This window comes from Rheinheimera riviphila, from assembly GCF_004005945.1.
GTDB classification, from domain to species: Bacteria; Pseudomonadota; Gammaproteobacteria; order Enterobacterales; family Alteromonadaceae; genus Pararheinheimera; species Pararheinheimera riviphila.
On the sequence record NZ_SACS01000031.1, the window covers coordinates 15878 to 36405 of the forward strand.

Annotated in this window: 16 protein-coding genes and 2 tRNA genes; 3 read left to right on the forward strand and 15 right to left on the reverse strand. The window is 48.8% G+C overall.

The genetic code is table 11. The features are described 5' to 3' along the window. Nucleotides 1-96: 96 nt before the first annotated feature. Nucleotides 97-1353: an ABC transporter permease gene (locus EOE67_RS19095; RefSeq protein WP_127700979.1), complete on the reverse strand. Its 1257-nt coding sequence runs from the start codon at nt 1351-1353 to the stop codon at nt 97-99. Then, entirely contained in the window at nt 1347-2105 is a 759-nt protein-coding gene (locus EOE67_RS19100; RefSeq protein WP_127700981.1) for an ABC transporter ATP-binding protein, read from the reverse strand. The genes EOE67_RS19095 and EOE67_RS19100 overlap by 7 nt, the downstream gene beginning before the upstream one ends. Nucleotides 2106-2177: 72 nt before the next feature. Between EOE67_RS19100 and EOE67_RS19105 the strand changes: the two genes are divergently transcribed. After that, complete coding sequence (locus tag EOE67_RS19105; protein ID WP_127700983.1) at nt 2178-2825, forward strand: DUF3299 domain-containing protein; 648 nt, start codon at nt 2178-2180, stop codon at nt 2823-2825. A 75-nt stretch (nt 2826-2900) separates the two neighbouring features. Here EOE67_RS19105 and EOE67_RS19110 read toward each other — a convergent pair whose 3' ends face one another. Beyond that, a complete protein-coding gene (locus EOE67_RS19110; RefSeq protein WP_127700985.1) occupies nt 2901-3446 on the reverse strand; it encodes a ZrgA family zinc uptake protein in 546 nt (181 codons plus the stop codon). A gap of 93 nt (nt 3447-3539) precedes the next feature. After that, nucleotides 3540-4895 carry a sensor histidine kinase gene (locus EOE67_RS19115; protein ID WP_127700987.1) on the reverse strand — a complete coding sequence of 452 codons (1356 nt, stop codon included), beginning with the start codon at nt 4893-4895 and terminating at the stop codon, nt 3540-3542. Between the two features lie 238 nt (nt 4896-5133). Here EOE67_RS19115 and EOE67_RS19120 point away from each other — a divergent pair, with 238 nt between their 5' ends. Continuing rightward, the gene (locus tag EOE67_RS19120) at nt 5134-6657 is read left to right on the forward strand and encodes a cryptochrome/photolyase family protein (RefSeq protein ID WP_127700989.1); all 1524 of its coding nucleotides are present in this window, start codon (nt 5134-5136) and stop codon (nt 6655-6657) included. Between the two features lie 52 nt (nt 6658-6709). On the opposite strand, the gene EOE67_RS19125 is transcribed toward EOE67_RS19120, so the two are convergent. From EOE67_RS19125 to EOE67_RS19155, 7 genes are all read right to left on the reverse strand, one after another. After that, nucleotides 6710-7678 carry a M28 family peptidase gene (locus tag EOE67_RS19125; protein ID WP_127700991.1) on the reverse strand — a complete coding sequence of 323 codons (969 nt, stop codon included), beginning with the start codon at nt 7676-7678 and terminating at the stop codon, nt 6710-6712. Then, entirely contained in the window at nt 7656-8858 is a 1203-nt protein-coding gene (locus EOE67_RS19130) for a tetratricopeptide repeat protein (RefSeq protein WP_127700993.1), read from the reverse strand. The genes EOE67_RS19125 and EOE67_RS19130 overlap by 23 nt, the downstream gene beginning before the upstream one ends. A gap of 228 nt (nt 8859-9086) precedes the next feature. Then, nucleotides 9087-9171 (reverse strand) — tRNA-Leu (locus tag EOE67_RS19135). 214 nt (nt 9172-9385) lie between these two features. Further along, a complete protein-coding gene (locus EOE67_RS19140) occupies nt 9386-10339 on the reverse strand; it encodes an isopenicillin N synthase family dioxygenase (RefSeq protein ID WP_127700995.1) in 954 nt (317 codons plus the stop codon). 16 nt (nt 10340-10355) lie between these two features. After that, entirely contained in the window at nt 10356-11570 is a 1215-nt protein-coding gene (locus EOE67_RS19145; RefSeq protein WP_127700997.1) for a NupC/NupG family nucleoside CNT transporter, read from the reverse strand. Between the two features lie 398 nt (nt 11571-11968). Beyond that, the gene (gene udk, locus EOE67_RS19150; RefSeq protein ID WP_127700999.1) at nt 11969-12598 is read right to left on the reverse strand and encodes a uridine kinase; all 630 of its coding nucleotides are present in this window, start codon (nt 12596-12598) and stop codon (nt 11969-11971) included. Nucleotides 12599-12826: 228 nt separating this feature from the next. Continuing rightward, nucleotides 12827-15985 carry a TonB-dependent receptor gene (locus EOE67_RS19155; protein WP_127701000.1) on the reverse strand — a complete coding sequence of 1053 codons (3159 nt, stop codon included), beginning with the start codon at nt 15983-15985 and terminating at the stop codon, nt 12827-12829. Between the two features lie 428 nt (nt 15986-16413). Between EOE67_RS19155 and EOE67_RS19160 the strand changes: the two genes are divergently transcribed. Beyond that, nucleotides 16414-17526, forward strand: coding sequence for an endonuclease/exonuclease/phosphatase family protein (locus EOE67_RS19160; RefSeq protein ID WP_240652883.1), 1113 nt, complete (start codon nt 16414-16416; stop codon nt 17524-17526). A gap of 89 nt (nt 17527-17615) precedes the next feature. Here the strand turns inward: EOE67_RS19160 and gpt are convergent, their stop codons facing one another. The 4 genes from gpt to EOE67_RS19180 all read right to left on the reverse strand — a co-directional run bounded on the left by gpt (nt 17616) and on the right by EOE67_RS19180 (nt 20526). After that, nucleotides 17616-18086, reverse strand: a complete 471-nt coding sequence (gene gpt / locus EOE67_RS19165; protein ID WP_127701002.1) for a xanthine phosphoribosyltransferase — start codon at nt 18084-18086, stop codon at nt 17616-17618. Nucleotides 18087-18099: 13 nt separating this feature from the next. Then, entirely contained in the window at nt 18100-18801 is a 702-nt protein-coding gene (deoD, locus tag EOE67_RS19170; protein ID WP_068060482.1) for a purine-nucleoside phosphorylase, read from the reverse strand. Between the two features lie 60 nt (nt 18802-18861). Then, entirely contained in the window at nt 18862-20079 is a 1218-nt protein-coding gene (locus EOE67_RS19175) for a phosphopentomutase (protein ID WP_127701003.1), read from the reverse strand. 371 nt (nt 20080-20450) lie between these two features. Next, nucleotides 20451-20526, reverse strand: a tRNA-Phe gene (locus EOE67_RS19180). Between the last annotated feature and the right edge of the window lie 2 nt (nt 20527-20528).

Sequence of the window (20528 nt, forward strand, 5' to 3'; positions counted from 1 at the left end):
CATCTTCAGCGAGGTCAGGACTTTACTATAGCAAAACTTTCCCAACAGCCAACAGCTCTGCTGGTTTTTCGGGAAAAATCCTCTGAATCAGTTTTGTTACAATTTTATGACCAAGCCTTGTGCCACACTTTGCCGGTACGTCAGATAGGACGGAATAGCACCCAGTACCAACGACACACCGGTTAACGCTGACAATACGATGCCGGTATGGCTATGCCAGGGCCAGATGCTAATCACCAGACCATACTGACTGCTCAGCAGCGGCTGCGCCAGCCACAAACCAGCTGTTAACGTCAGCAGCGCGCCGCCGATACTCAGTACGGTCAGGCATAACACCTCCAGCTCAATCAACCAGAACAGTTGCCAGGGTCTGGCGCCGACAGCCCGTAAAATGGCCATTTCGCGTTGCCGCTCTTTCATCGCCGCCAGCAACGTCGTCATCATGCCAATCAAAGCGGCAATCAACACCAGTAAGGTCACCAGCAACAACAAATTCTCCACCATACTAAGCATTTGCCATAGTTCCGCCAAAGCGGCGCCGGGTAAAATGGCGGTTAAAGGTTCGGCTTTAAATTCATTAATTTGCCGTTGCAGCGCAAAAGTTGCCACTTTCGATTTTAAGCCCAGCATAAAGCCGGTGATGACGGTTGGCTGCAGCGCTGCAAGTTGTTCGGCATGCAGTTTAGGTTGCCTGCCAAGCACTGGCGCCCCACCTTGCCAACCACGGTGAATAGCTTCAATGCCGGCCAGACTGACATGCACACTTTGATCAACTGGCGTGCCGGTCGGTGCCAGAATACCAACGACGGTAAAAGGCTGATCTTTGTGCTGACTGAAACTGACGGCACCCACGCCATGCGACAGGATAATTTGCTCCCCCAGCTGATAACCAAGTTTGTCGGCGACCGCCGCGCCAAGCACCGTTTGATAGACCTCAGCAAAGGCCTGGCCTTGAGCAAAGTCGAGCTGTTGCTGCTGACCGTAGCGGAAAAAGCGGAAATAATCATCGTTGGTGCCAATCACCCGAAAACCGCGGTGTGAATCGCCCAAAGCCAACGGAATTGACCATTTCACCTGCGGGTGTTTGCTGATCTGCTGGTAATGTTGCCAACTGATATTGTTGGTGGCGCTGCCCAGTCGAAACACCGAGTACAACAATAAATTCAGCTGCCCGGAACGCGCGCCGACAATTAAGTCGGTGCCGGAAACGGTGCTGGTAAAACTACGTTTGGCCTCCAGCCGTAAATGATCAATGCCCAATAACAGCGCAATACTGATCACCAAAGATAACAACGTCATCAGCGCAGTGCCGCGCCGGTTCCATAAGCTCTGCCGGGCTAACCGAATTAACATGGGGCTTGCTCCCCGGTGGTTTCTGTTTGTGGGTTGGTTTGTGGGTTGCTTAACGGATTGCTAAGCACCACCCCAGCCGCCAGATTTTCCATTCTGAGCACTGCCGCAAAATAATCCGCTAACTGTGCGTCATGGCTGACAAAAATCACCGTGGTGCCGCAGCGATCAGCTTCTGAAAGTAATAGCCGGATAAAGGCATCCCGATTATCGGCATCCAGCGCCGAAGTGGGTTCGTCGGCAATCAATAATGCTGGCTCATTCAGCAAAGCCCTGGCTATCGCCACCCGCTGCTGCTGACCGACACTCAGCTGCTGCGCTTGTTTTTGCCACAAAGTTTCGCTCATCCCTAACGCCGTTAGCAGCGACTGCGCCCGCGCTTTGGCATCGGGCAGCTTGTTACCGGCAAATTCGCCTGCCAGTAAGACATTATCCAGCACCGATAAATAGGAAATTAAATTCAACTGCTGAAATACCACCCCAATGTTACGGGCGCGGATCGCATCCCGTTTCGCACCAGACTGTGGCTGCAATAGGTGTCCGCCAATGTGAATTTCGCCTTTGGTTAAGCGATGAATACCGCACAGCAGATTCAATAAAGTGGTTTTACCTGAGCCAGAAGCGCCGCGGATAAATAAATGCTGACCAACCGCCAGCGAAACGGCTGGGATATCTAAGCTAAAAGCCTGTTGGCCTGGCCATTGAAAGTGGAAGTTTTTGAGTTCAAGCGCCGGAAAATTCGGTTTTGATAACACAAGCAATCTCGTCGAAATGATATGATAAAGCCCAATCCGTACTTTATAACATATGCCTGAGAGTAAGCTCTAATGTTGAAACCGTTGTTGATAGGGTTATTCCTGAGTCTGGTCGCATTCGAAAGTTTCGCCGCCGCTGCTGCCACCACCGCCGCTCCAGCTGCAAAAGATGCCACCAAAGATGCCGCCAAAGATCCAGCCAAAGCTCCAGCCAAAAAAAATGCAGTACAAACATTGGAATGGACTGATTTATTACCGCCGGAAGATTTGGCGAAAATGGAAGCCTTACCTGAAGTCAGTCATGAAGGCGGCGAAGGTCCTTCGAATGGCCTGAAACAGCAAATGACCGGCACCGATCCATCAAATCAGGACCCGTCGAGTCAGGCCTGGAGTGAAGTCTTACAATCGGCCAATGTGCGTGGCGAATTAAACGGTAAAAAAGTAAAGATCCCCGGCTTTATCGTGCCGATTGAATATGACGAAGCGCAGAATATCAGTGCGTTTTTCCTGGTCCCTTACTTCGGCGCTTGTATTCACGTCCCACCACCACCACCAAACCAGATTATTTTTGTCACCAATGCCAAGGGCTTAAAAGCAGACATGATCTACAACCCATTCTGGATTGAAGGCACGTTAACCACCGATACCATGAGCCATGATTTAGCGAATTCAGCCTACAGCCTGAAAGCCGACACCATCAGCGAATACGTGTACGAATAACGTTTAAAAAAGGGGGCGGAGCCAATTGTTAATTTTACTAACAATTGGCTCCGCCCCCTTTTTACCGAAGCGCTCTTAACGAAGCTTCAGTGCCGGGCTGGTTGCCGACAATTCCTGGGCTCCTGCCACCCCATCAACCAAATATTGTGCTTTGATGGTGGTTAAACCGGACGCCAACTCAAACAAGCCAAACTGTAAATTCTGCAGTTTTAACGGCGCCTGACATAACAGCTGAATATTGGCGTATAAGTCGGCGTGGCCGTGATCGTCTTGTTCAATCCGTACCTCCTGCCCCGCAACTGTACAGTTCGCCGCCGTATCCGCGCTAAACCAACGACCACTTTGCAACATCTCCAGCTGTGTTTTTTGCTGTTGCTGTTCTTCCGGTGTAGCCGCCTTATGTTCAAAACCCAGAATATTACCGGCCGCCGTCACTAACGCCAATTCCGCTTCATTACCATCCAGCACAAAAGTCAGCGCTGCTTCGCCGTGCACATGACTGCCATGGGTAGTCATTTCTTCGGCAACGGCCGGATTTACCAGACCAGCGATACAGAATGGCAGCAGCTTCAGGCAGAACATAACCGGCAAGCGGTTCAGGTGATGGGTAAAGGCAGTCATAGTGGCTCCGGCACTTGTAGGTTTGGCATCATCATACCCAACTTTCTGGTAGGTGCAATGGTGGATTAGGACTCATTTTAGGTAATTCGGTGTTCACGCCAGACAGCGGATCACGAGTCTGAAGCCATCGTTGGAAGCACTGTGTAATTCCAGCTGCCCCTGCAGTTTATCGCTGACCAGTTGGCGGATAATTGACATGCCAAGCCCGGTGCCGCCTTCACGCGCCCGGGTGGTAAAAAAGGGTTCAAACACCCTGGCTTTAGTGCTGTCGTCCATACCGATGCCATTGTCGCGATAGCAAAATTCAAATTCCTGATCGGCATTAAAAGCGGCACTAATATAAATTTTCGGCTGCATAATGCCGACAAAGGCATGATGACAGCTGTTTAACACCAGATTGGTCAGAATTTGCAACCAGACATCGGCCGCAGTGACCAGCTGTAACTTGTCGTCGATGTTCAGTTCAAACTGGACTTTTTGTTGTTTGGTCACCGGCGTCAGACTGGCCAGTAAGTTTTGCACCAACTCCAGGAACTGCACTGAACTGGATTGCGCCTTGGTCTGGCAGGCGGCAGTGGCTTTAAACTGGTCCATTAAACGCTGCGCCCGCTGCAAATTGCTCAGTAAGATCTGCTGACCTTCGCTGATCCGCAACACATAGTCGTCCCACATTCTGGAGGTCAAACTGCGATCGGCGGTTTTTTGCTGCAAATCGGCAAACAAATCCTGCACATTGGTACCTGCCAGCAATGCCACGCCGAGCGGTGAGCTGACTTCGTGCGCGACGCCAGCCACGATGCCACCAAGTGTCGCTAACCTGGCTTGATCGAGAATTTGTTGATGAGCTTTTTCTAAATCCTGATCACTGACCCTCAGTTGTTCACTGCGTTGTTCAACCCGCTGTTCCAGCTCGCTATTTAACTGTTCCAGCTGGAGTTGTAATTGTAGAAATTGCTGTGCATTTAATGCCCGGCCAATTTGATCCGCCAAACCACCGGCAAATCTCACCTCCGTTGCCTGCCATTGGCGCGCGGCACCAGCATGCTCACAACAAATAATGCCAATCATTTTACCCAGATGGCGAATGGGTAAATCCAGCATCGAACTGATCTGATACAGCGGTAAATAACCGGCGCTAAATTCCTGGGTGTAAGGGTTGGTATGCGCATCATCAGCGACAATGGCCCGCTCACTGCGCAGAGCGGTAAAATACTGTGGATATTGCGTGGCCAACAGCTGCAACGGTTCCTGATGCACAGTACCGGCGTCCAACAACGTGTGGCAAACCATACTTTGACCATCAGCGCCATAAAACCACAAACTGACACGCCGAACGACCAGCCCGCGCTGCAACGATTGCAGGATCAGGTGCACGGCGTCGTCAAAGGCACCGCTGTCGATGGCGTGTGAACGCGACACTTCCAGCAAAATTGTTTCTAACGGATCCACCACTGCGTTCCTTGTTTTGACGCTTTTCGCTGTTTTTTTGTGCAATAGTCCCAAGTTATCGCAATTGCTGCCATTTGTAAATTCGCAGGCATTTGTGACCGCGCAGATAGATACGGCTGCGCAGCATCGCACGCACGCACGCACGCAAACAGCAGTTTTACCGCCAGCCGCTGATCCTGTGACCCAGCCCCAGCGTAACCATGGTATCTGACGAATGTGAATAATGTGCAGCAGCTTGATGTCAAAACTGATTCTGATTTTAGGTGATCAATTAAGTCCGGCCATTGCCAGCTTACGGCAATGGCAACCCGGTGATCGGGTGTTACTGGCCGAAGTGCAGGCCGAAGCCAGTTATGTCGGCCATCATCAGCACAAAATAGTGCTGATTTTCAGCGCCATGCGCCACTTTGCCGCATTACTGCAACAACAGGGTATGCAGGTTGAATACATCGATTACCGCCAGCGAATTGGCTCACTGTACGAAGCGGTGGCGATGACCCTGCAACACCAGCCACAGTTGCAATCCGTGGTGGTGACTGCCGCTGCTGAATTCCGGCTGGCGCAGGATATCCAAAGCTGGCCGTCGCGCCTGGCAAAGCCGGTGACGGTGCTCGACGACGACCGGTTTATTGCAAGCACGGAGCTGTTTAACCGCTGGGCACAAGGCCGCAGCCAATACCGGATGGAGTATTTTTACCGCGAAATGCGGCGCTACACCGGCTTGCTCATGAATGGCACCGAACCTGCCGGCGGCAAATGGAATTACGACTTAGAAAATCGCAAGCCCTGCCCGGCTGATTTGGCGGTGCCAACGCCGGTCGCCATTGATCCTGATGACATTACCCAGGCGGTGATCAATGTAGTGCGCAGTGAATTTCCGAATAATATCGGCGATGCCGGTAATTTTGCTTTAGCGGTGACTGGCAAGGACGCCCGAGCCGCATTTTTGGACTTCGTCGAACATCAATTGCCGCTATTTGGTCAGTATCAGGACGCAATGGTGCTGGATCAGCCGTTTTTGTTTCACAGTATCTGCTCGATGTATCTCAACATTGGTTTGTTGGATGCGCGCTGGATGTGCCAAAAAGTCGAGCAGGCTTATCAGGCGGGATTGGTGCCGCTGAACGCCGCTGAAGGTTATATCCGCCAGCTGATTGGCTGGCGCGAATATGTGCGGGGTTTGTATTGGTTGCTGATGCCCGACTACAAAAACCGCAATTTTTTTGATGCGCACAGAGCTTTGCCAGGTTACTACTGGCACGGCAACACTAAGATGCGCTGTATGCAACAAGCCATCGGTCACACCATCAAATACGCTTACTCGCACCATATTCACCGGCTGATGATTACCGGCAATTTTGCACTGCTGGCCGGGCTATCCGTGGCTGAAGTAACCGATTGGTATCTGGCGGTGTATGCCGATGCCTTTGAGTGGGTCGAGTTACCAAACACCCTTGGCATGGCACTGTTTGCCGACGGCGGCGTGCTGGCGTCCAAACCTTATGCCGCCAGCGGCAACTATATTCAGCGGATGAGTAACTATTGCAGCAGTTGTTATTACAAAGTGAAAGAAACCACCAGCGAACTGGCGTGCCCTTTTAACGCCTTGTACTGGGATTTTTTGGCGCGCAATACGGCCAAACTGAGCAACAATGCTCGCTTGCAACTGGCTTACCAGCAATGGCATCGAAAAGACGACACACAGCAGACGGCCATTCGGACAAAAGCTGCGGAGCTGCTGATCCATTTGGAACAACTGTAATAACTGGAACATCTGCGTGGACAGTGCAGCACTAACAACTGGTGAACGCGAGTTAACGCGCGCGGCGGGCATCGATAAACACCGCGGGTGGCTGCTGCTCCACCCATTGCACACTGCTGTGAATTAACTGTAATGCGCTTTGGAAAAACTCTGTGTTGATCTGTTGCCAGTCATCATCCGGGGTATGGTAATGCCGATGCACATCAACGCCAAAATACAGATAAGGAATACCGGCGCGGCGAAACACCGCATGGTCGCTGGCATTGGACCAGTCGACCTGCGCTGAACTATCCCCAGAACTTCTCGCCGCCCCGACACGGCTACTGCCATCATGACCCAGTACCAGTTTGACTTCGCCATGTTGTCGGATCGGTATATTGCCAAGCGCTGGCAAACTGCGTTTTCCGGCCAGATACAGCCGCTGACGTTTTTCACCGCGGCTAATCATGTCGAGGTTAATGTTTAAGAGCTGCTGCGTGCTGGGGAGCGGCGCTTGATCCAGCCAGGCTTTGGCACCATCCAGTCCTTGCTCTTCAGCATCAGTCGCGATAAAAATGTAAGAATACGCTGGGCAACTTTGGCGAAGCTTTCCCGCCAGATAGAGCATGCCGGCCACCCCCGAAGCGTTATCATCAGCCCCGTTAAATATGTTGGAACCCGCCATTTTCAGGTGGTCATAATGCGCAGTAACCACCACATAAGCATCCGGAAACCGACAACCTTTGATCTGCGCCACCAGATTCACCCCAGATGACTGGCTGAAAAAACCCGTTTTATATTGAAAAGGCTGCCGGTAATCCGCCAGTAATGGTTGCAGTTTTAGCTCACTAAAGCGCGCTGAAATATACTGCTGCGCCAGCTGATGGCCTGCACTGCCCGGAAAACGCCCGGCCATTTTATCGGACGATAACTGCTGTACATCCTGCCAGGCTTGTGCGAGCAACAATTCATCAGCTGCTGCTTGTGAGGTTAACAACAGCAGCGTCAAAAACCAGCATTTATACCTGCTTGGCAATCGCATTGAGCAAATCCAGTTTTGATTGATAACGACGCCGCTCCGGACCAGGTCCAACGTATTTTTTCGCCGACTGCAGGTAACGTGATGCGGTGGTCAGATCGCCTTTGAGCAAATAGACCCGCGCCATCCCAAATAGTGCTTCCGGAGTATTGGGTTGCAATCTTAAACTCTGCCGAAAATGACGCAGCGCTACATCCGCATCCCGACGCTCGTAAGCTTCGTTGCCCAGCATCACAAAATAAAATGGGTTTGCCAAACGTTTTTTAGCAACTTTATCTTCTAAATCAGCTGCTTGCTGGTATCGACCTGTTAACTGGTACAGCATCGCCAGATTGGCCATGGTATTGGAATGATCCGGTTCCAGCGCCAGACTGTGCAAATACACCAGCTCAGCTTCTGCCAACAGTTGTTTGTGCCGGTACAGCACGGCCAGATTGTTCCAGTTGCCGGATAATTCAGGTGCAGTGCGGATCGCGGCTTTCAGGTACTGATAAGCCAAATCGTAATTTTTACTCACGATAGCATCAGCCGCTTTATTGTTATAAAACATTGAGATAATGGCATTACGCCCAACTTCGGTGGTGCGAAGTTGGGTTCTGGATGGCACCCGGTCGAAATCAATCAGATAGCTATGCCGACGATAGACAATATGCCCGACTCCGGCAAATTTAGAATCCGGATTGACCACCAGATTCACATGGCCATTCAGCAGACTGCTGCCAGAGCGGGTGATCCAATACTCGGGGACATCAACGTCCTGGAATCTGGAGTCAAAACCCAAGGCATCCGCCAGGCTATAGGCCAAAATGGTTAACGACAAACAATTCGCCTGCCGTTTTTGCAGGGTGTCGCTGGCAATTAAGGTCGCCGAATTGACGTACTCCAACATATCGGTGCCATCGTTGAAGATAAAGCGTAACAAGGCCCTGCTGCGGTCAAATGGATCACCGTACAACATGACTTGCTGGCGAAGTTCAGACACCACTTCAGCAGGAACCGCGAAAATTTGCTCCGGCGTTTCAATAGCGGCCGTAGCAGCTCCAAACTGGTCGTCGACAAACAGCTCGCTGTTAGTGGTGTTAGATATAGTTTGACGGGGGGCATTCTGGCAACCAGTCAGCACCAGCATCAATGCCAGACACAGCCAGAGTCCAAATGAGTGCAGGGACGAATTGTGGTTCATACATCACCTCAATCTAAAAACGATTCAATTGAAGTGTATACCCTGTTCGTCAATCCAGCCGCTGTCTGACAGCCACTGTTTTGTCACAAAATTTTACTGGCTGGATAGAATTCAGGACATGAGCAAAAGTGAAAAGTGTGAGTCTGTCTGTGGTCATTCAGTGCATGATTTACTGAATGATTCGCTAAATTGTGGATACAAAAAAACCAGCTAAAAAGCTGGTTAATTTGGTGCCTAGGGGGGGACTCGAACCCCCACGCCGCGAAGCGCTAACACCTGAAGCTAGTGTGTCTACCAATTCCACCACCGAGGCATATGCCGCCGACGCCGTGCATATTATGCGGCAGCTGCGATGCCGTCAACCTGAGATTGCAAAAATTCCGCTATTTTCCAGCTGATTGTTTAAATGATCAGCAATTTAGCATCATGATCCCACCAAAACAAAACAGGCCAACCGGTTGAGTGGCTGGCCTGACATTTTACATCTCAAATCACCTTGCAGCAGACGCCGCAAGATAACTCCAGGATCAGTATTTTGGCTTTTTCAGCAAACCAATTTCTTCTAACCGCTGCATCAGATAATCGTTGGAATTAATTGGTTCCGGATAACGATTTGGATTCTGTTCACTCACGCAACTTGGCAGCGTTTCAATCACATAATCGGGGTTTGGATGCATAAAAAACGGAATGGAGTAACGTGGCTGACCTGCAGCTGCACCCGCCGGATTCACCACCCGGTGCGTCGTTGACGGCAACAGATGGTTGGTCAGACGTTGCAACATATCGCCGATATTCACCACAATAGTTCCTTCAATAGTGGTGACCGGTAACCAGCTGCCGTCACGGCGCAAAATTTCCAGCCCTGACTCGTGCGAGCCGACTAATAAAGTGATGAGGTTAATATCTTCATGCTGGCCGGCGCGAATAGACTGCGTCGACGTATCCGCAATCGGCGGATAATGAATCGGCCGCAAAATCGAGTTGCCGTAATTTACTTTATCCGCAAAATAGCTTTGATCCTGCTGTAAAAACAGCGCCAACGCTTCCAGCACCTGACAGCCAAGGCTTTGCAGCGACTCGTACAGCGCCGAAGTCGCCTGTTTAAATTCAGGTACTTCTACCGGCCACACGTTCGGATACAGGCTTGGATGCGGCGCTGGCCCATCGAGTTCACGGCCAACATGCCAAAACTCTTTTAAATCCGGATGCTTGCTGTCTTTGGCTTTCTCAACACCAATGGCGGTATAACCACGCGCCCCGCCCTGACCAGGCTGATGGTAGTGCGCTTTGACTTCAGTCGGCAACGCGAAAAATTGCTTAATCGCTTGGTAGGTTTTGGCGACCACCTCATCCGGAATGCCGTGGCCACTGATGCCACAGAATCCAAACTCAGTGTAGGCCTTGCCAATTTCGGCAACAAAGTTGTCTTTGTCGGTGGCAAACCGTCTGATATCTAAAGTTGGGACTTGTTGTTGAGTCATAAAATAGACCTGTTTCTTAGCTTAGAGAGAAGAAAAAGCCTGCAATTGCCGCGGACATTAAATTCGCTAATGTCGCTGCAAACAGTGCTTTTAAACCCAGCTGTGCAATATCCGGCCGACGACTTGGCGCCATGCTGCCAAGACCACCCAACAGGATGGCAATCGACGAGAAGTTTGCAAAGCCACATAACGCGATGGTTACGATTATTTGCGTGTGCTCAGAGAGCTTGCCTTCCTGTACATACTTAATGAAGTCCAGGTAAGCCACGAATTCGTTAATCACGAGCTTTTGACCGATAAAACTACCGGCTAACCGTGCTTCATCCCAGCTGACGCCAAGGATAAAAGCCAATGGCTGGAACACATAACCGAAAATCAGCTGCAGCGTCAGCCCCTCAAAACCAACCAGACCACCAGCCCAGCCGACAAGCCCGTTAATTAAAGCAATCAAACCGACAAATGCCAAAAGCATGGCACCCACATTCAGCGCCAACATTAAGCCACTGGCAGCGCCTGCAGCAGCGGCGTCAATCACATTGGTATTTTTTTCATCAGCAGTCAGTTCAGTTAAATCATTTTTAGGCGTCTCAGTTTCCGGCAACAGCAGTTTCGCCATTAACAATCCACCTGGTGCGGCCATAAAACTGGCAGCAATCAGATACTTCAGCTCAACGCCCATACCGGCATAACCGGCTAGTACCGAGCCAGCCACGGATGATAAACCACCCACCATCACCGCAAATAATTCGGAACGCGTCATGGTCGGAATAAAAGGCCTGACCACCAACGGTGCTTCGGTTTGACCCACAAAGATATTGGCGGCACTGTTCATTGATTCAGGCCGGCTGGTGCCAAGCAGTTTTTGTAAACCACCACCTAAAATGCTAATCACAAACCGCATCACACCGATGTGGTACAACACTGCAATTAAAGATGAGAAGAAAATAATGACCGTCAATACGTGAATGGCAAAAACAAAACCATATTTCATCGAACCAACATCACCGAATAGGAAAATAATCCCCTGATTCGCATAAGAAATTACATTTCCGACTGCGTTTGACACACTGATCAGGACGTCTTTACCAAAAGGCACGTACAGCACAAATGCACCGATTGCGACCTGGATCAGAAAAGCACCGATAACCGTACGCCATTTAATTTGTTTTCTGTGTGTTGATGCCAAATAGGCAACTAATAAGATGGCAAAGATGCCAACTAAACTCATCATATTGATTTTCCTTGGATCTTGGTCCGCATTGACTGCAGGATTATTGTTCTCGTGATGCCGGATCCTAGGATAGCACCAAAAGATCAAGTAGTTACAGTTTCGAAGCGGGAGGCTCAAAGCAAGAATGCTTTGGCTGATGATTGCTTGTCTGGGGTTGTCTAAACTTGAAGTTTTGCGACTCGATTATAACAGAAAAGATCCGCTTGAAAAGAGCCTAAATTAACTGTTGCTAAACCAGAGATATTATCAAATTTAACTTTTAATATTCATCATCTTAGAGCAAAAAAACCGGCAAAAAGCCGGTTCTTAATTATTGATAATCTGCTGAATTTAACGAAAACATCGCAACTGGAATGAACGAGATTAGCCTAAAACCAAGATGCGCAAGAAAGGCTTGATCACGCCAATAAAGCGCGAATTTTCGCTTTCATAATATCAATGGCAATTTCGTTTTTGCCACCACGGGTCACCACCAGATCGGCATATTGCTTCGACGGTGAAATAAACTCAAAAAATGCCGGTCGGACGTAGTTTTCGTATTGTTCGGTAATCGAAACCAGAGTCCGGCCGCGATCTTCTAAATCACGTTTGATCCGGCGCAATAAACACACATCCAACGGCGTATCCATAAATACCGTAATATTAAACTGTTCCCGTAACCGCGCATCCGTCAGCAATAAAATGCCTTCGACCAAAATAACTTTGGCCGGTTGGACTTTGATGGTTTCGCTTTTGCGGGTGTGGGTTTTATAACAATATTGCGGCATTTCGACCGAATGGCCTTCGCGCAATTGCTGTAAATGTACGGCCAGTAATTCGTGTTCAAAAGCGGCAGGATGGTCGTAGTTGGTCAGCACCCGCTGCTCCATCGACAAATGATCCTGATTGCGATAATAGGCATCCTCTGCCAGCACGGAAATCCGCTCTCCACCAAATTCAGCAACAAGTTCCTGATAAACGGTTGATGCAAATAAACTTTTGCCTGATGCGGAAGCACCGGCAATGGCAATGATGGTAGGTTTAGCCACGGTTCGATTCTTATATGAGGTAATGACGGTTAATTATCGCCAATTTATCCGGAATTAGAAATAACAAATATGCGCAAATGCTGTAACAGCAGTAATTGACGTGCAGTTTTGGCGCAAAAGCAGCAATACAGTTTGCCTGGTCATCGCGGAAGCCGAACTTCCATCTGCCAACGTAAAAAAAACGCCAGTACAAAGACTGGCGTTTTTTACAGATCAAACAGCTTTAGATTAGAAGTTGTAGCTTACGCCCAACTTGATCCGCCACGTTGATTTTTCTGGGTAGAATTTATCCCAGTTGCGTTGGTTCGACGTGATGTTGTTGTAGATATATTGATTGGTAGCCTGGTCTAACGTGAAGTCAGCCAAAGTTACATCACCAAAATCATCGCCGTATACTTTGCCTTTGCTATGGTCGATCAGGTTCAACAAGTTTTCAACGTTGAAATAGATAGTACCTTTGTGGCCTTCAGCAAAGCCCGGGACTTCCTGACGTACAGACATATCCAATGTGGTTACCCAAGGTGTAGTCGACACGCCTTTTGGCAAATATTGCCCCTCATACTTATCCAGGCCTAACTGCTTGATACGCTCAAAGAATGCAGTTTCTGCAGTGGCATTGGCGAATTTAACCACTGACTTATCGCCTTGTTTCGGGATGAATGGCAGGTAGTAGTTGTTGCTCGTACCAGGGCTTAACTGGAGTGACGGGTTGGTCAATGGATTTGTACCGTTAAAGTCCTGTATACCTAACAGATAGTTGATTGGCTTACCTGAACGGCGCTCAAACCACAGGTTAACGTTGGTAGCATAACCAGAGAACAGCTCAGTTTCATAACCAAAATTCACCACAAAACGGTGTTCAGTTTCGAAAGTTGAACGGCCAACAATAGATTCATTGCGGTTAATCACCGGGTTATTACCGTAGTTACTACCAGCGGTTGAACTCGTGGCCGGAGCACCTTCAGTAATGTCCTGGTTGGTGTATGAAGTGGTCACATTAAAGCCACTTTCCCAGTTCTTGCTCAACATTGTACTGAAAATTTTCGACCGACCATCGTCTTCAGCATTAGTCAACATAATGTCAACCACACCATCCGTGTCACGGTAAATCTTACGCAGACCATCCGGAGTCGTAGCAACCTGCTCTGAATCCAGAATACTGACATCGCGCCACTGCGCACTGTCTTGCTTTCGCACGTACATCAATTCAGTGGTCCAGTTGATGTCGTCACCAATCACCGGCAAACTGAAAACATAATCTGCAGCCAACTGGAAGCGCCAGTCAGACGGAAGCTCAAAGTTTGGATCCACCAGGTTGGTGTTACCACCGGTAGTTACACCAGCAACTGCATTTTTCAGCGCTTGTGGCACTTCAGTAATCTTCACACCGGTCAGGTTGCTCAGTGAACGATCACCGGTTCCAATACCCACGTTTGAGTAGCTGTTGGAAATCCAGACTGTTGGCTGGCCACCAGAGAAACGACCCACACCACCACGCAGTGTTAAATCATCAGTTGCGATATATTTAAAGCCAGCACGTGGCAGGAAAATATCAACACCATCCAAGTTCTCGGTATTGTTGTAACCCGTGCGAGCTAACGAAAAAGCATTAAACGCAGGTACATCACCAGAAGTCAGACGTTCATAACGTAAACCGTAGTTCACCGTTAAGTCGTCAGTTGCAGCCCATTCATCGTTTACATAAAGAGCATGTTCATCGCGAGCAAATGATGCAGCAGCATCGTTGGCATCATGGCTGATGGCATTCTGATAACGAACAGACTGCGCAATCTGATTCTGGAAGTTCGCAATACCGTTAAAGGTATACTGGCCTTTGGTACGCTGCAGGAACAGGTTAAACACGTCAAACCGGGTGAACTGATAACCGAAGTTGATCCGGTGATTATCCAGCAGATAGTCACCTTCCGCGCCAAGAATCCAGGTTTTCTTTTTCAGATCATTCGAGTGACGGGAAATATCGCTACCTAAAGCAATAGTCGCAGTCTGACCAGGGTTGCCGTTATAACGTGGAACTAATACCGATACATCACCAAAATCAGACAAAGATTTTTGCAATGTCGCAACATCCATATAGGTTGCACTTAACTTCGTCGAGAAATCTGAAGTCCAGTCTGAATAAAGCTGGAAAGCGTGGTTATTCAAAACTTCTTCTTTGTTATACCAATTTGAAGAAAGGCGCATTATGGCTGTGGTGGAGTTGTTACCTTGCGTCTGATTGCCTTTGTTGTATTGATAAGTATAAGAGGCACGTTGTTCGTCAGAAATGTTCCAGTCCAGCTTCAGTAAAAGCTTTTCGTCAGTTTCTTCAGGAATTACATTCCAGTCACCGGCTTCAACACCGTAAACAGTTTTAGCGATATTTACGACTTGATTAATCTGTTCTTGTGTAACTAATGAAGCATTGGCTAAAGGGTTAGTTCCGTTTGGAATAGTCGGCCCCCACTCCAGAGGTGGAGTTGCATCATATTGTTCTGCAGAAATAAAGTAGAACAATTTGTCCTGAACAACAGCACCACCTAAAGTTGCACCAAATAATTTGTTGTCAAAAGTCAACGGTTGCTTAACCGTAGAAGCAAAACGGTTTTCCGGCGTGCCAGCTAAACTGTCGTTTTTAATTTCATACTTCACTGAACCAAACATCTCGTTGGCACCAGATTTTGTAACTGCATTGATCTGGCCGCCCTGAAAACCACCGGCTTTTGCATTAAATGGGGCAACGTCGACAGTAATTTGATCAATTGCGTCAAATGAGATTGGTGAACGTGTTGTCGGGTAGCCGTTGGCATTCAAACCAAAAGTATCGTTTTGCGCAATACCATCAATACTGATGCTGTTGTACCGTGGGTTATTGCCGGCAACTGTTAACTCACCGTCTTTTGGCGACAATACAGCCATTGGGTTGTTTTTAACGATATCTTTTAAATCGTTATTAAAACTTGGCGCGTTTTTGATGTCGTCAGCACCAAAGTAACTGCTGCTACCGTTTGTACCACCGCTAGCAACTACCGCACCAGTCACCGCGATACGCTCAACGTTTTCAGCTTGTAATTGTTTATTTAACTGGAAAGTGTCACCCAGTTGCAGATAGACGTCTTCAACGGTTTCATCGGCATAAGTTTCTGAGTCAACAATAATTTTATAAGGGCCGCCAACACGTAAGCCTGCAGCGACAAAGCTACCGCCTTCGTTGGTTGTTACAGTACGACTAGTACCTGAGGGTACGTGCAGAATAGTGACTTTGGTACCTGCGGCTGGAGCGCCTTCAGGGTTTGAAATCCGACCACGAACTGCTGATGAAGTATCAGCCATCGCATAGCTTGAACTCAAGGCCACGGCAACGGCCATAGCAATATGTCTCATTTTCATATCTGTTTTCACCCGGTAGTTGTAGGTTTTATCGAACCCTGATTAAAGCCAAATCTTCGTTTAAATTTGGGAGACAAGCTTAACGCAGTAACATTACGTTTTTCTTACATTAGAAATTGACCTTAAATATTTTTCAGGTTAGATGAACTAACCTTTTAGTTTATGGTCAACGCGCTTGTTGTCAAACGAGTGTAACATATCAGACCAGAAATATGCAGGCACTCTAATTAAGTTTGATTAAAATTTCGCTGAAATTTGTTGCTAAAATCAGCAATCTAGCCATCTAATTGCAATATATGTGGGGTATAACCGCCATTCTGGTTATGCTCATCGCTAAATTTTTCGTCAACATCTATCCTGGAATTTTTGTTATGAATCGTACCGCCATGCTCTTGGCTTTGCTCCCTGTTTGGTTTGGAGGTTTTTCGGTGTCTGCAACTGAGTTAACTGTCGCAACCTTTAATGTCAGCATGGAAGCGGAAAACTATGTTGATAAAGGTTCAGCCATAGGCCCGCAAGTTCTGGCTTCGTTACTGAAAAAAGGCGATCACCCGCAAATTCGTAATATTGCGGCGATTATTCAACAAATTCAGCCAGATATTATTCTGCTAAATGAGTTTGACTACATTGCCGATCCCGCCAAAGGCGTGCAGTTGTTTATCGACAACTACCTGGCAAAACCGCAGCAAGGCGGCACGCCACAGCAATATCCTTATCACTATTACAGTACCGTCAATACCGGCCAGCCCAGTGGTTTTGACTTAAATAATGATGGCCAAGTGAATACGCCGGGCGAAGATGCCTGGGGCTTTGGGCAATACCCGGGTCAATACGGCATGGTTTTACTGTCTAAATTCCCAATTGATCAAAAAAACATCCGCACTTTCCAGCACTTTAAATGGAAAGACTTGCCAGGGCACAAAGTCACCCGCAAAGCCGATGGCAGCCCTTGGTTCAGCGCTGAAGCCTGGGCGCAAATGCCGTTGTCCAGTAAATCGCACTGGGACGTGCCTGTCACCATCAACGGCAAAACTCTGCATATTCTGGCCAGTCACCCAACACCACCGGTGTTTGATGGCGCGGAAAACCGCAACGGCAACCGTAACCATGATGAAGTGAAGTTTTGGGTCGATTACCTGTCGGGTCAATCTTATATGGTGGATGATCAAGGCAAAGCGGGTGGTTATGCTGCCAAAGCCCCTTTTGTGATTGTCGGTGATTTAAATTCATCGCCAGATGAAGGCGATGCCTTTCGGGACGCGATCAAGGCATTAACGCAACACGCTTTGGTCAATAGCAAATTTATCCCGCAAAGCGCCGGCGGCGCCCTGCATTCACCGGACAAACCGCTGGGGAGCACTCACACCGCCGGATGGCGGATGCGTGCTGATTATGTATTGCCAGCAAAAAACGGATTGAAGTACCAAAGTAGTGGTGTGTTCTGGCCAGCACCAGGCGAAGCGCTGCATGAAGTGGTGAACAGCCGGGGTTCAAGCTCAGATCACCGATTGGTGTGGGTGAAATTGCAACTTCCTGAATAGGTTGCACTTAATATTCGACACAGATCCAGATGAAAAAAGCAGCCGAAGCTGCTTTTTTTATTTCAGATGACCCGGCTTTAAATCAGCTCTCATTGCTCAGCCAGCGGCGCGCTGTAGGCCAGCTCCATATCCCATGGCAACTGGATCCAGGTGTCTTGTTCGATATCAGTCACATACTTATCTACCAAAGGTTTACCCTGTGGTTTGGCATAGACGGTGACAAAACAAGCCAGTGGAAAGTGTTCACGCAGCGCTTTGGCGGTTTCGCCGGTATCGACCAAATCGTCGACAATCAATAACTTCGGGCTATCCTGCAAAGCAGCGTCTTTTAAAATCTTCAGTTCGCGTTGTTGATCATGGTCGTAACTCGACACACAAATACTGTCAACCACCCGAATATTCAGCTCACGCGCCAAAATGGCTGCCGGGACTAACCCACCGCGGCTCACCGCGACAATGCTGTCGTATTCGCCGTTTAAGCACATTTTCGCCAGTTCCTTGGTCGCGCGGTGAAACGCTTCCCAGGACACATAAAACATTTTGTTGGTGGTCAATGACATGCTGACTCTCCGGTTATGCCAGGGCTAAGGCAATTTCAACCATTTCGTTAAAACTGGTTTGACGCTCGTCCGGGCTCAATGATTCACCGGTACGGATGTGATCGGACACCGTCATAATCGCCAGCGCATTGATGCCATATTCGGCAGCAACACCATATAAACCAGCGGCTTCCATCTCGACACCCAAAATGCCGTACTTTTCAAGGGTATCAAACAGTTGCGCGTCCGGATTGTAAAACAGATCTGAGGTAAACACGTTACCGACTTTGACGCCGATATTTTTGGCGCGGGCTGCAGCAACGGCACGTTCTAACAACTCAAAACTGGCCAGCGCCGCAAAATCCATGCCCTGCAAGCGGTTACGGTTCACCGCAGAATCGGTGCTGGCGCCCATCGCCACTACCACTTCACGCACTTTGACTGATAATGGCAAGCCACCACAAGAACCAATACGGATGATATTTTTCACACCGTAATATTTAACCAATTCAGTGGCATAAATCGACATCGATGGCACGCCCATGCCCGACCCCATCACGCTGACCGGTTTACCCTGATATTTACCGGTAAAACCGTACATGTTACGCACAGTATTGACGCAAACCACGTCGGTTAAAAACGTGTCGGCAATGTGCTTGGCGCGCAGTGGATCACCTGGCATTAAAACCGTTTCGGCAAAAGCGCCAACGTCGGCGTGAATATGAGGAGTAGTCATCGGAAATCTCTTTTATTAAATAATCGTTGTTTATTTTCGGGTTCAGCCTTTCGCAAGGCGTCAATCTTTAAGTTTTGTCTGGCTTAGAAACGACTGGCCATAAGCCAGCGGTGCCAAACCAAAAAATTCGGCCAATGTCTGCCCCATATCGGCGAAAGTCTGTCGTTCACCGAGGTTCACCGGCGCCACTTTCGGGCCGCTGAACAACACCGGCACATATTCGCGGGTATGCTCGGTGCCAATCCAGGTTGGATCGCAGCCATGATCGGCAGTCATCAGCAGTACAGAATCCGGATCAAGCGCGGCGGTCAGTTCCGGCAAGCGGCTGTCAAAATATTCCAGCGCTTCACCATAACCAATCGCATCGCGGCGATGGCCATAGTTCTGATCAAAATCGACTAAATTGGTAAAAATCAAACTGCGATCCGGCGCTGCAGCATATTCGAGCAAGGTTTTATCGACCAGCGCCGCCAGGCCATTGGCTTTCACTTCTTTGCTAACCCCTTGATGGGCATAAATATCAGCGATTTTACCGATACTCACCACAGTGCCACCACTTTCAGTCAGTTTATCGAGCAAAGTTGGCGCAGGCGGTAACACTGAATAATCACGGCGATTACCGGTGCGGGCATAGTTATCTGGCGCATCGCCCAGAAATGGCCGTGCGATCACCCGGCCGATATTGTAAGGATCTAATAATTCACGGGCGATTTCACAAAACTGATACAGCCGTTCCAAACCAAAATGTTGTTCATGCGCCGCCACCTGAAACACACTGTCAGCGGAGGTATAACAAATCGGCAAGCCAGTTTGGACATGTTCATCGCCTAAGCGGACCAGGATATCGGTGCCGGAAGCATGGCAATTACCAAGAATACCGGCAACACCAGCCCGGGCGCATAGCTCGTCAATTAACTCTTTTGGAAAACTCTGATTTTTGGCGTGGAAATAGCCCCAGTCGAACAACACCGGCACCCCGGCGATTTCCCAGTGCCCACTTGGCGTGTCTTTACCGCTGGAAAGCTCCGCCGCACAGCCATAAGCGCCAGCGACCGGTTCATGGTCAGCCACTGCTGCCATTTCAGACGACGCAGTAAAAGCGGCTTTAACCAGACCGAGTCTGGCCAAATTAGGTAACGCCAGTTGCCGGCCTTTTGCTTTGGCAAAGGCGCGGGCAATACTGGTAAATGTGTTGGCACCTGTGTCGCCAAATTTGTCTGCATCCGGTGCACTACCAATGCCAAAACTATCCAACACCAGAATGATTGCTTTTGTCATTTTTCTACCTCAGCCAGGAGACCTGATTTAATCCCCGACAATTGACGGAGCACAGAGTCTGTTATTAACCATAGCTCAGCCACATCAGGCAGCGAGCACCGTAAAATCAACAGCTCAAAAAACCAGCAAATCAACAAAAATAAAAAGGGCACGCAGCTTAGAACGAATTTATTCAATTAGCAATAACTGAATCAAGCTGCTGATTCGCCGCTAACATCGCTGAATAAAAATTAACGGAAGCTGACGTAAAACCCGCAACTACAATGCCAAAAGTAATCCGGCAACAGAATTGCACCACGAGTATCTAATTGTTATTCAACATAAATTTTTCAGACAAAAAAGGCCAGTCAAATGACTGGCCTTTCTGATGGTGGTGCCCAGAGGCGGAATCGAACCACCGACACGCGGATTTTCAATCCGCTGCTCTACCGACTGAGCTATCTGGGCAA

Excerpts from the sequence above, each read along its gene's own strand:
- deoD (WP_068060482.1), bottom strand. The coding sequence starts at position 18,801 with ATGACTACTCCTCATATTCACGCCGACGTTGGCGCTTTTGCCGAAACG.
- EOE67_RS19105 (WP_127700983.1), top strand. The coding sequence starts at position 2,178 with ATGTTGAAACCGTTGTTGATAGGGTTATTCCTGAGTCTGGTCGCATTC.
- EOE67_RS19120 (WP_127700989.1), top strand. The coding sequence starts at position 5,134 with ATGTCAAAACTGATTCTGATTTTAGGTGATCAATTAAGTCCGGCCATT.
- EOE67_RS19095 (WP_127700979.1), bottom strand. The coding sequence starts at position 1,353 with ATGTTAATTCGGTTAGCCCGGCAGAGCTTATGGAACCGGCGCGGCACT.
- EOE67_RS19145 (WP_127700997.1), bottom strand. The coding sequence starts at position 11,570 with ATGATGAGTTTAGTTGGCATCTTTGCCATCTTATTAGTTGCCTATTTG.
- gpt (WP_127701002.1), bottom strand. The coding sequence starts at position 18,086 with ATGTCATTGACCACCAACAAAATGTTTTATGTGTCCTGGGAAGCGTTT.
- EOE67_RS19130 (WP_127700993.1), bottom strand. The coding sequence starts at position 8,858 with ATGAACCACAATTCGTCCCTGCACTCATTTGGACTCTGGCTGTGTCTG.
- EOE67_RS19140 (WP_127700995.1), bottom strand. The coding sequence starts at position 10,339 with ATGACTCAACAACAAGTCCCAACTTTAGATATCAGACGGTTTGCCACC.
- EOE67_RS19175 (WP_127701003.1), bottom strand. The coding sequence starts at position 20,079 with ATGACAAAAGCAATCATTCTGGTGTTGGATAGTTTTGGCATTGGTAGT.
- EOE67_RS19125 (WP_127700991.1), bottom strand. The coding sequence starts at position 7,678 with ATGCGATTGCCAAGCAGGTATAAATGCTGGTTTTTGACGCTGCTGTTG.
- EOE67_RS19110 (WP_127700985.1), bottom strand. The coding sequence starts at position 3,446 with ATGACTGCCTTTACCCATCACCTGAACCGCTTGCCGGTTATGTTCTGC.
- EOE67_RS19155 (WP_127701000.1), bottom strand. The coding sequence starts at position 15,985 with ATGAAAATGAGACATATTGCTATGGCCGTTGCCGTGGCCTTGAGTTCA.